The 701-nt window shown below is 44.2% G+C and carries 1 protein-coding gene; it reads left to right on the top strand.

Features of this window, described 5'->3' with window-relative positions:
• The coding region (locus A3756_RS01305; protein WP_068552728.1) for a TIGR04283 family arsenosugar biosynthesis glycosyltransferase at positions 1-607 on the top strand (607 nt) is incomplete at its 5' end.
• Positions 608-701: the final 94 nt, after the last annotated feature.

Consider the following 701-nt stretch of genomic DNA (forward strand, 5'->3'; position numbering starts at 1 on the left):
AGTGCTGCTGGTCGATGGCGGTAGTACTGATGGTAGTGGCGAGATAATTTCTTCACTTATAAGTGAGCTAGATATGGATGCTCATTTAATTCGCTCAAAGTGTGGGCGTTCCGCACAACAGAATGCTGGTGCAGAGTTAGCTCAAGGGCGTCTTCTTCTGTTTTTGCATGCAGATACGGTATTACCAAGTAAAGCTATTAACATGCTACATGGCGCAATCTCATCCGAACCCGTTTGGGGGCGCTTTGATATTCAGCTCGATAACTCTGCCGCGATATTTAAGGTAATTTCTTGGTTCATCAATATTCGCTCACGGCTTACAGGTATAGCTACTGGAGATCAGGCGATATTTGTTAGCGCCTGCCTTTTTCGGAAAGTAGGCGGCTTTCCAGATCAGCCTTTAATGGAAGATATAGAGTTAAGCAAACGCTTAAAGCGTTCTGCTCCGCCCTTATGCCTAAAAGATCAGGCCATTACTTCAGCACGCAAGTGGGAAAAAGAAGGGGCAGTAAAAACCGTATTATTGATGTGGAGGCTACGTGCGGCATACTTTCTTGGTGCAAAACCTGAGCAGCTTCACCGCCAGTATTATAAAACCAGAGCCTAATCTAGTCTGAATACTCTAACTTATTAAATTAACATTAGTTTTCTTGAACGAAACAGCTAAGAGCAAGTAGAATCGCGCGCTTTGTTTCGCACAG

It is taken from the genome of Oleiphilus sp. HI0086 (assembly GCF_001635225.1).